Here is a 9,802-nt window from a genome sequence, read left to right as displayed (position 1 = left end):
ACCACCGACTTAAGCGTATCTTCAGAAAGTATAACGAACACCTCAGAGCTAGTACTTAACTTACAAGACGACAATCAAGCGGTGATTGATGGTGTGCGACTTCGTTTTAGTCCATCGGGTAACCCCGGTATAGACGGTTTAGATATCACCAAACTGGGTAATATCGACGAGAATTTAGCCCTTGTTAATAATGGGACATTGTTTACGATTGAGCATCGCAGCTATCCAGAAGCAGGGGAAGAGGTTCCATTATTTACGAATAACTGGCGTAAGCAAGACTACAGCTTTGTAGCTAGTCTGACTAACATAGAGGATACCCAGGTGTATTTACTAGACCAGTACTTAGAGACCGAAACCTTGTTAACAGATGGTCAGGTTTATTCCTTTAGCGTAGATGCGAATTTAGAAGCCTCGGTAAGCAGTTCACGTTTTAAGCTCGTCTTTGGAAATGAGGCTTTAAGTTTTGATGAAACAGCAGCTGTAAGCTATCGTTTATTTCCTAACCCAGCAACAACTCAAGTTCACATCAATACAACAACTGTAAATGGCGAGTGGCTTAAGCTTAAATTATACAATAGCTTAGGGCAAGAGGTCTACCAAGCAGAAAAGCTAGTGAGTGACTCAAGTGTAATCCTAGAAGTGAATCAATTAGAAACAGGGGTATATCACTTAGAGATTGAAGATAAAACCGGCCATAAAGTGGTTGAGAAATTAATTAAACAGTAAACTTATAAAAATGAAACAATTACGATATACTTCAGTTATAGTATTACTCATGCTGTTTATGGAGATAAGTCATAGCCAAACAATAGATGAAGCAATAGGTTTTGAAGATAATGTAGATGACGTGCCGGCTGCACCGGTAAATAGATTCATATCTGTAGGCTTAATAGCTGGAGTGGTGGTAGGAGTCACCTATTTAAAGCCCCGTTTAAGGTAATCTCCAGTTATTGTATTTTAAAAATGATACATTCAATTTTAATAGAATATTGAGAATAGATCCTTAACAAGAATCCTTTGTCAAGTAATTCCTAGTTATAAGCACCTATGATTACCAAAAATGGGATGGGCAGATTGGTATTAACTTAAAAGAAATGACAGATTATTTGATTTAAGATGAATTCAGTTGTTAAACCAAAAATTACTGCACCTAAAGTCTCTAATTGAGTTTGATTAACTTATTAGTGGTGTTGATTTACTTTTCTCTGTTAATCTTGAGAAAGCTCTTTCACTTGAGATCTTGTTAACTAGAGTTGTCTGTTTTTCACCTCTTTTTTGATCAGTATTCATTGCTTTATACTCTTTTAGGTGATAGGTCAAGTCACCGTTTTTATGAATAGCCTTATCGACTGTTTTCTTTTCTATGTTTACTTTAAAGTCTGGATTATCAATCAACGCTTTTATTTAAGTATTCTGCTTTTGTTCTTTCTTCAGGTTTTTAGCTAATTGTTCTTCTTTGGCGTAATCTTTACAACGTATTTGTATTCATATTGATTTTTAAAACAAATCACTATATTACAAATAAACTCAGATAGGCTGACATTGTATTTCTCACACAGTAAATCACTGTATGGCGAAATAGAAGATAGTAAAGTGTATGATTTTATCAACAAGCACTTCTCAGGTAATGTTATAAGTCCTAACAGGTATTTAGGTGAATTAACAGACAAAAGTGACTATGCCAAAATAGCTTCTAATGCAGATCATATCTTTGTGTGGAGTGAGAGTAACCATGCCGAGCTTACAAAAGGCTGTTATATGGAGCTAGATGCCTTCGTTACTGGAGATATAGCAGTTAATGCCATTTTAATTGAAGTTTTTGGTGACACCATAGGTTTAAGAAAAATAGTCACCATACATGAGCATGATGAACCTACACAATATAACTACTACGGATGGGTGGAAAGCCTAAGCCTTATCACCAGTAAACTAGATACTTAAATAGTTATTTTTTAAAATAACTATTATTTTAAAAAATAAACATTATTATCTATATTTGTCTCAAAATTACGTAAAAGCGTTGCTTTAATTGTTGGTGCTGAAATGTGACAATTTCGAAAATACCACAATAGTTAAGGATAGACGCTCACGAATGGCGTGGGTGTTCCTTATCTTGGTATTGGGTCTTGTCACAACCTCAGCACAGATTTGGTACAAACCCACGCTTCTTCATTTATAAACATACTGTTTGGGTTTGGCGGTAATTAAATCATTTAATTATGAAAAAATTAATTATTACTCTAAGCTTTTTAATGCTTATTAGTGTATCCTGTTCTAGTGATGATAGTTCAGTAGATGAATGTACTCCAATAGCTTGCTTAAATGGCGGAACTGAAACTGTAGATTGTGGCTGTGACTGTCCTGAAGGCTACAGTGGTACTGATTGTTCAGCTAAACTAACACCGAATTCGGTCACCATAACCAAAGTTGTTATTAAAAAATTTCCTGATACTGATAATGGAAATTGGTGGGATACATTTCCTACAAATAGTGATGCTGATATTTATTTTACAATACAAAACTCATCGGACGAAACTATATACAGCGAACCAAATTACTACGAAGATGCCAGTGGTTTAAATGTTGATTATCCTTTTACATTAGATTCACCACTATCTATTAATAACGTAACTGGTGTTCATTATCTGACGCTAATTGACTTAGATACAAACACAGATAACACTATTAGTTTGTTAGCCTTTTTACCTTATGATGCAGATAGAGACGGGTTTCCAAACACATTCACAGTAACAAACTCAACAGATACATTTGAATGCGAAATGACTGTAGAATACACATGGTAATTTAAAACACATAAACTTATGAAATCACTCAAAAACACAATGCTTATTGCCACTGTGGCATTATTACTAACATCTTGTGCTAAAATATTCTACAGTCCTGATGCTAATATGTTAGCCGAAAAACAAGATATAATTGCAATTATACCTCCAAAAATATCTATTGCTGCACGTAAGAAAGTTGATGCAGAAGCATTAAAGGAACAACAAAAAACCGAGTCTATTAATTTTCAGAATGAAATTTATGCTTGGATGCTAAAACGGAAAATGCAAGGCAAAATATTTAAGGAAGTTCAACAAGTAGAGACCACAAACGCACTACTAAAAAAAGCGGGTTATCCAGAAAATCCGCTTACTACAAAAGAGCTATGCAATATTTTAGGCGTTGATGGTGTAATGTCCTCTACATTTGCGCTCTCTAAACCAATGTCTACTGGAGGTGCGATAGCTGTTGCACTATTGTTTGGCGGTGGCGGTAGCACAAATGAGGTAAGAACCACTCTAAGCATAAATGATTGCGCAAACAATAAATTGATATGGAACTACGAGCATAAAATATCTGGAGGGATAGGTAGTAGTCCATCAAGAATTGTAAACAAACTTATGCGAAAAGCAAGTAAAAAAATGCCCTACTTCAAAAAATAATAGCTTATTAGAGACCCGCTGTAAAAGGCGGTTTTTTTTATTACGGGTAATTTTAGTTTATAAGTAAACTCTATATTTCTTCTATTTTCACTGTCCAAGAAATGCCTTTTAATCTTGATTGAATCATTTTTAAGGTATTTAAGACATCGTCTTGGTTTGGTAAATCACCATAAACTAAATCTTTAAAATCATTGGAATAGGTGGTTGATATCGTATTCCAGACCTTTTCTAAATCCTTAAAAACAAGTGCTTCGTTTGGATGATGAGTAAGCCATTGGTTGTTGTTTTTAAAGCTAACCACATCATCATTGGCAACTTTTATCAGCATTTCATCAAAAGCACTTGAATGAAAAAACTCTAAAAATTCATCTTGTTTTAAAAGCTGATGCAAATCGTAGATGTGCCTTATTTTTTTCTTCAAATCTTCAATAGCATATTGGCTATAAGAAAAACGAACCAAGCTCATTATTTTTTCGCAGATGGTTCTTATAGGTTTTAGTGCTAATAACTCAAAAGGGAGTAAGCCGTTTTCTTCTGCAATATCAGACTGCTTATTCTCTAACATCATTTGTCCAACAAATGAAATGATGTTTTTTGTGGTAAATGGCTCATAATAGCCTAGCCAAGTAGATTCTAAAATTATGGCATCTCTAACCTGACCGTAATTGCCTTTAAATTCTTTATTATAGGCGTGTGCAGTTTTGCGATTCATTCCCATTTTATGGGTAATTCCTTCTATGGAAATTTCAGGTAATACGGTTTCTATCTCTTGGCTTATTGTTTTTAATTTTGATTTTAATTTACTATTTGTTTCTCCTTCACGCCTTAAAACAACCAAGTCAATATCTTCTGAAAATCGGTCGATAAGCTGGAAACACTTAGATAATGCTGTACCACCTTTAAAAATAGTTTCTTTTCCTATTTTGCTTTTAAAAATGCTAAACAAAGCATAGGTTACCCAATAGTCTTTTTCAATATATTCAGGTTTTAGCTTCATCTGTTGAGCGGTAAACCGAATAGCATCTCTATATAAAGCTGTGTTTTCGTGTAACTTCATTTGATATACCAATTTGATTGGTTAGGTAATTCTTCTTTCTTTACGCCCAAGTTTATGGTTGTAAGTGGATTGAGACTCTCTTTTAGTTGTTCAATGCCTTTGGGAGTTTTACCCAAATTTTCAAGAACTGCGCCTGCCAATGCTCTTACTCTTGGCGGATACATTAAGGCATATTTAATAAATACCTCGGTTTGTTTGGTGTTGAGTTCGTTAACTATGCTACTTAGTCTTTTTATCGCCTGAGCAATAGAACAATCGGGAATAGTTTTAATGTCTTTGAAGGCATCTAACAAGCCCAAAATCTCATAATTACTATCCGTAACTTCTGCATAGCTTTTTACGGCATCTGCTTTTAAATTCTCCCGATTGATGTTGATGCGCTTTTTACGACTGGCAATTTTTGTGCGGAAAGCCATTTGAGTAGTCAAGCCTAAACGATTGTATAGTGAAGTGCCTGTTTCGTATGCCACACGTTTACCATTTTCAAATAAATAGGGACGTAGCAATTCGCTGTAATCTGGCTTTAACTCGCCAAACACTGTTTTTTCAGGTTTATAAAACACTCCTTTTGAAAGTTTTTTTATTGCGCCTTGGTTCTTTAGGCGTTCCAATGCTTTTGCAGCAGTGATGTAGTCGTTTTTAGCGATGTGCAAATCGTCATAACCAAAGGTTTTTCCTTCGGGGAAGGATTTTATTTTTTTGCGTATTTCTGTTGCTAATGCCATAATGCAAAGATACTTACTTTTTACAAATGTCAGTTTTATGGTACTAAAAACTTGACATATTAGAATTTATCTTGAATTATAGGGTTTATAGCGTTGAATTAATAGTTTATCAATGCTTTTTAATTTCTTTATGTTGTATTTAAGGTCTTTTTAAGCTTCCCCCAAAACCAAACTGTTCAATAATATAATATAATTTTAAAATTTGAACAGACATTAACTTAGATAAAAATCCTTTAAAACATAGAAATAATGATTGGAATCTAAGCGAGCCATTTAAATGATTAAATTGATATTTAAGGTAAAAAACATTGAAAAAATTATTTTAGCGAATAATTATTATTTCAAATGAACAATTTTATTTTAAAAAATAATTTCAATTCCATTCCGCTTATTATTTGAAGCTATGTTTTTATAAATCAAGGAAATTTAGAGAACATCAATTTAAATTATGAAAAAGCTTCATAAAACTTATTGAATCGAGGTCTATTTTTTTATTATAAGCAATACTATGAACCTTTATAAAAATACCCTTATAAATAAGGCTTGGTTATAGCTTGCCAACTATTGATTTTACTGTTACTGAGCTTTAAAATAGTTATGTTATTTTAAGAAGAATTATGATCTTAAAAATAAAGACCTTTTTTTACTTATATACTATAGTAATATAACTAAGAAATTTGCATCAAAATTATAACTGGGTGTCAAATTTGGCAGTCTTTAAAACCACACTATATTTTTTGCTTAGATTATGCCTATTGAACGCTTAATGATTAGCAATAAATCATAAGGTAAACATAACAAGATCCATCGCTTATATTTTAAGCTACTAAAGATCAAAATTGCTTAGTAATAATGCCTTTAAACTTGATTAAAATTACCTACAAGCTATATAATGTTCTAAACTCTAAAAAACAGGTTATTGAAATGACAATTGAGCTATTGATTTTACTATTGTTAACAGGTTTTTTCTTTAAGTTTTAAATCGACAATTAATAAGTATAAAATGAAGCTTCATTATACAACTCTCTAATCATGTAATTAGAACTCTATCATTAAGGTATTTTACCCTATTAATTATAAGTTTAAAACAAAGTTGATTTACTATAAATATAGCTAATAAAATAACTAACAAATAGAACAAGCAAAAATTATGATAAAGACTTAGAAAATTATTCTTAAGAATAATAATTCCAATTTTAATGAAAATTGATCAAATTCACCTTGTTTCCATTTGCAACTGTTTGTAATCGATTACATCTTAAAATACTTTAAAAATAAATATTATTTTAAAAAATAATATTTTGATAAACGCCTTAATTATTTGAATTTCAAATCAATTTGCTAGTTAAACAAATAAAGATTACATTTGTGTAAACTAATTACAAGAGTTTATGGAAATGACAGAACTAGAAAACTTCAAAAGCGAGTTATTGGCGCAGAAATATGTGCTTCCCAAACACTTCGGGTTTAGTACTCGGATGGTAAGCTATTGGAAATCGAAACAAGTCTTACCGTTTTTTCAAAAAGATCAACACGGACGAATGAATATTCCTCAAGCCGTTTGGTTGCATCTAGTTAACGAACTCAGTGAAGTCGGTATATCGACAAAGCACTTGAGTCAATTAGCTTATAGCATTTGGCAACAACCCATAGAAGACGGCTTTTTTGACCGAAAGTTAAATACCGCTATAAAAGCAGAGCAAAGAAAGAAATCTCCAAATCAGCAACGAATCGAAGGTTTAAATCAGATACTTAATGATCCTTTGCTTCAACTTCAACTAGCGCAAGAGCAAAACTTCTTTGTTGATGCTATTGTAGATAGCATATTGGTTAACTATAAACCCATTTCATTTTACTACCTTCCTAAAAAAGAAGAATGGTTCATTAATAGCGGCATAAAAGCATTAACTGAAGAAAGCCTGTCTTACATAACCGATCAAACCTATATCTGTATTCCATTAATGCCCTTTATCAGTAAAATCGTAAGCGTTGAGTTTGAATTAATCGATCAAGACCTTGCTTATCTTAATACGGTTGAAAACAAGCTAAGAAACATAATTAAGACACGTTCTCCAAAATTTATTGAGGTTATCATAGATCACAACAAATTACAACCATTAATCATTCGTGAGCAGCACAAAAGTGCTGAGGCTTTAGCAGAATTTATATTGAACAATAAATTCCCAAAAACAGGCAAAATTGTAGTTGAAAAGAGAGCTCAAGATAACTATAAACTCACCATCTTAACGAAATGATATGAGAATAAATAGAGAAGAAGTATCACCACATCAGTCCCTGAAAATCCAGCCTGATCAATATAGCGCAAGAGATGGACAGCCTTACCCTTGCCCAAGATTATCATGGACATTAAAAGAGCTAGTGAATTATTGAACCACAAAAGAACAAAACACTTAACTCAAACAGAAGTAGAAGAAATACTTCAGTTTTTAAGAGTTTACACTTAAGTTATTAAACATAACCTTATTAAAGCATAGTAAATGAAAAATGTCATATTGTATGTAAGAGTCTCAACTGATGAACAAGCCGACAAGGGATTTTCATTAAGAGACCAGGAAGAGAAGTTAAAGGCCTATTGTAAAACCAATCATTTATCAGTATTAAAGGTCTATCGGGAGGATTATTCAGCAAAAACATTCGAGCGACCTGAAATGAAAAAGCTCATAGCTTATTGTAAGCAGCACCAAGAATTAGTTGATGAGTTACTTTTTGTCAAGTGGGATCGTTTTTCGAGAAACACCAGTGAATCTTACAATACGATTAATTTATTTACAAGTTTGGGGATACGACCTAATGCTATAGAGCAACCGCTTGATTTGAGTATACCAGAACAAGGTTTAATGCTTGCGGTCTATTTGTCAGTACCAGAGGTAGAGAATATGAGGCGATCGCAAAATGTTATTGCAGGCATGCGCAGAGCATTAAAAGAAGGCCGCTATGTGGGTTCGCCGCCCAAGGGCTATTTTATGGGAAGGGATAGCTCAAATCGTCCTGTATTAACACCTAATAAAGATGCGAAGTACATCCAAAAAGGATTTGAAATGATGCTGACTAATGTGTATAATCAAAAAGACGTCTATCGAGCACTAAAGGCAGAAGGGTTTGAAACAAGCTCAACAGCTTTCTACGGCATTCTGCGTAATTCATTGTATTGTGGTTGGGTGCATATAAAGGCGTATAAAGATGAGCCAGAAGATTATATTGAAGGGATTCATGAACCACTAATTACCAAATCTGATTTTGATAAAGTACAATCTATTTTAAAAGGTAGAAGACGACAAAGTAGTAAGCCTCAATTAAAGGTAAACTCAAGTTTTCCTTTACGAGGATTTGTATTATGTCCAAAGTGTGATAAAGTCTTAACGGCAAGCACATCAAAAGGGAGAAGCAAGCGGTATTCATATTATCATTGTTCAACTTCATGTGGTGTGAGGTTGAAGAAGGAAGATGTCCATGCGTGGTTTGAATCTTATTTAAAGTCCATAAGCTTAGATGAAAATGCTTATCAGTTACTTAGTGAACTGATTGAAAAGGAGTTCAAGCAATTGGCTAAAAAAAGAGGAATTGGCCCAAAGCATTATGAAAAAAAGAGAAACTTAGAAACAAAATTAGAGCGCATCCAAGAGTTATATATAGATGGAGATTTGACCAAAGACGAATTTAAACAAGCAAAGAACCGTATTCAAAAATTAATAAAGGAATTAGAGGAAAAAGAAAAGCAATTTGCTAATAAAGCTTCTGTTGAAAAGGTTTATAAAGAGGGCTTGAAAGGGCTTCAAGACTTTGATAAACACTACTTAAATAGCGATATAGAGCATAAAAGATTAATGATAGGTTCGATTTTTCCTGAAAAATTCACATTTCAAGATGAAAAAGTTCGAACCGCTGATATTAATCCAGCTTTACTGAAGATAATGAGTGTTAACAAGGGTTTGCAGAGGATAAAAAAAAAGGACAAATCAAAAATAAATGATTTGTCCAGCTTGGTGGGCCCACCTGGGCTCGAACCAGGGACTTTCTGATTATGAGTCAGATACTCTAACCAGCTGAGTTATAGGCCCAAGTCAAAATATTGACTTTAAAGAATCGCAAAAATAAACATAAGTTTAATTACAGCCAAACTATTTTTTATTAATCGATATTTAATCTGTGCGCTCTTGGCATAATTCAACTAAAACACCATGATTAGATTTTGGATGTAAAAAAACAATACGCTTATTGTCAGCACCATTCTTAGGTTGGTCGCTGATAAGTTGGTAACCTTCGCTTTTTAAGCGCTCAATCTCGGTGTCGATATCTTCAACTGAAAATGCTATATGGTGTATGCCTTCACCTTTTTTAGCGATAAACTTAGCAATTGGACTATTATCGTTAGTAGCAGCAAGCAATTCAATTTTACTTTCGCCAGATTTAAAAAATAGGGTGGTAACACCTTCACTTTCAACATTTTCAGTCTTATATGGTTTTTCTTGCATTAAAACCTCGTATGTTTTAGCGGCTTCTTCTAAATTTGAAACTGCAATGCCAATATGTTCAATTTTTTTCATGCCTTAATT

Annotated in this window: 11 protein-coding genes and 1 tRNA gene; 7 read left to right on the top strand and 5 right to left on the bottom strand. The window is 33.2% G+C overall.

Annotated elements, in window-relative coordinates; all coding sequences use genetic code 11:
• Both BUB82_RS08895 and BUB82_RS08890 read left to right on the top strand, forming a co-directional pair.
• On the top strand, nt 1-726 hold a 726-nt coding region (locus BUB82_RS08895), incomplete at its 5' end, for a T9SS type A sorting domain-containing protein (RefSeq protein WP_143185668.1).
• A gap of 10 nt (nt 727-736) precedes the next feature.
• Nucleotides 737-940, top strand: a complete 204-nt coding sequence (locus BUB82_RS08890; RefSeq protein WP_073193265.1) for a hypothetical protein — start codon at nt 737-739, stop codon at nt 938-940.
• 233 nt (nt 941-1,173) lie between these two features.
• On the opposite strand, the gene BUB82_RS08885 is transcribed toward BUB82_RS08890, so the two are convergent.
• A complete protein-coding gene (locus BUB82_RS08885) occupies nt 1,174-1,395 on the bottom strand; it encodes a hypothetical protein (RefSeq protein ID WP_073193264.1) in 222 nt (73 codons plus the stop codon).
• Between the two features lie 147 nt (nt 1,396-1,542).
• Between BUB82_RS08885 and BUB82_RS08880 the strand changes: the two genes are divergently transcribed.
• The 3 genes from BUB82_RS08880 to BUB82_RS08870 all read left to right on the top strand — a co-directional run bounded on the left by BUB82_RS08880 (nt 1,543) and on the right by BUB82_RS08870 (nt 3,446).
• Nucleotides 1,543-1,941 carry a hypothetical protein gene (locus BUB82_RS08880; protein ID WP_073193263.1) on the top strand — a complete coding sequence of 133 codons (399 nt, stop codon included), beginning with the start codon at nt 1,543-1,545 and terminating at the stop codon, nt 1,939-1,941.
• Nucleotides 1,942-2,219: 278 nt separating this feature from the next.
• Nucleotides 2,220-2,804: a hypothetical protein gene (locus BUB82_RS08875; RefSeq protein ID WP_073193262.1), complete on the top strand. Its 585-nt coding sequence runs from the start codon at nt 2,220-2,222 to the stop codon at nt 2,802-2,804.
• Nucleotides 2,805-2,822: 18 nt separating this feature from the next.
• Entirely contained in the window at nt 2,823-3,446 is a 624-nt protein-coding gene (locus BUB82_RS08870) for a hypothetical protein (RefSeq protein WP_073193261.1), read from the top strand.
• A 70-nt stretch (nt 3,447-3,516) separates the two neighbouring features.
• Here the strand turns inward: BUB82_RS08870 and BUB82_RS08865 are convergent, their stop codons facing one another.
• Together BUB82_RS08865 and BUB82_RS08860 are read right to left on the bottom strand one after the other, a co-directional pair.
• Nucleotides 3,517-4,503 (bottom strand): nucleotidyl transferase AbiEii/AbiGii toxin family protein, encoded by a 987-nt coding sequence (locus tag BUB82_RS08865; protein WP_073193260.1) that lies wholly within the window; start codon nt 4,501-4,503, stop codon nt 3,517-3,519.
• Nucleotides 4,500-5,228 carry a DUF6088 family protein gene (locus tag BUB82_RS08860; RefSeq protein ID WP_073193259.1) on the bottom strand — a complete coding sequence of 243 codons (729 nt, stop codon included), beginning with the start codon at nt 5,226-5,228 and terminating at the stop codon, nt 4,500-4,502. Before BUB82_RS08860 ends, BUB82_RS08865 begins: the two co-directional genes overlap by 4 nt.
• A gap of 1,391 nt (nt 5,229-6,619) precedes the next feature.
• On the opposite strand from BUB82_RS08860, the gene BUB82_RS08855 reads away from it, so the two are divergent.
• Together BUB82_RS08855 and BUB82_RS08850 are read left to right on the top strand one after the other, a co-directional pair.
• Nucleotides 6,620-7,483 carry a hypothetical protein gene (locus tag BUB82_RS08855; RefSeq protein ID WP_073193258.1) on the top strand — a complete coding sequence of 288 codons (864 nt, stop codon included), beginning with the start codon at nt 6,620-6,622 and terminating at the stop codon, nt 7,481-7,483.
• A gap of 243 nt (nt 7,484-7,726) precedes the next feature.
• Nucleotides 7,727-9,268, top strand: a complete 1,542-nt coding sequence (locus BUB82_RS08850) for a recombinase family protein (protein ID WP_073193257.1) — start codon at nt 7,727-7,729, stop codon at nt 9,266-9,268.
• Here the strand turns inward: BUB82_RS08850 and BUB82_RS08845 are convergent.
• Nucleotides 9,231-9,307: transfer RNA gene (locus BUB82_RS08845), tRNA-Ile, on the bottom strand. The genes BUB82_RS08850 and BUB82_RS08845 overlap by 38 nt on opposite strands.
• A gap of 81 nt (nt 9,308-9,388) precedes the next feature.
• On the bottom strand, nt 9,389-9,793 hold the full coding sequence (gene mce / locus BUB82_RS08840) for a methylmalonyl-CoA epimerase (RefSeq protein ID WP_073193256.1): 405 nt from the start codon (nt 9,791-9,793) through the stop codon (nt 9,389-9,391).
• Nucleotides 9,794-9,802 lie beyond the last annotated feature (9 nt).

The organism is Psychroflexus salarius (assembly GCF_900129035.1).
Taxonomy (GTDB): domain Bacteria; phylum Bacteroidota; class Bacteroidia; order Flavobacteriales; family Flavobacteriaceae; genus Psychroflexus; species Psychroflexus salarius.
This window is presented reverse-complemented; position numbering and strand designations above follow the sequence as displayed.

Excerpts from the sequence above, each read along its gene's own strand:
- BUB82_RS08890 (WP_073193265.1), top strand. The coding sequence starts at position 737 with ATGAAACAATTACGATATACTTCAGTTATAGTATTACTCATGCTGTTT.
- BUB82_RS08875 (WP_073193262.1), top strand. The coding sequence starts at position 2,220 with ATGAAAAAATTAATTATTACTCTAAGCTTTTTAATGCTTATTAGTGTA.
- BUB82_RS08870 (WP_073193261.1), top strand. The coding sequence starts at position 2,823 with ATGAAATCACTCAAAAACACAATGCTTATTGCCACTGTGGCATTATTA.
- BUB82_RS08865 (WP_073193260.1), bottom strand. The coding sequence starts at position 4,503 with ATGAAGTTACACGAAAACACAGCTTTATATAGAGATGCTATTCGGTTT.
- BUB82_RS08860 (WP_073193259.1), bottom strand. The coding sequence starts at position 5,228 with ATGGCATTAGCAACAGAAATACGCAAAAAAATAAAATCCTTCCCCGAA.
- BUB82_RS08855 (WP_073193258.1), top strand. The coding sequence starts at position 6,620 with ATGGAAATGACAGAACTAGAAAACTTCAAAAGCGAGTTATTGGCGCAG.
- BUB82_RS08850 (WP_073193257.1), top strand. The coding sequence starts at position 7,727 with ATGAAAAATGTCATATTGTATGTAAGAGTCTCAACTGATGAACAAGCC.
- mce (WP_073193256.1), bottom strand. The coding sequence starts at position 9,793 with ATGAAAAAAATTGAACATATTGGCATTGCAGTTTCAAATTTAGAAGAA.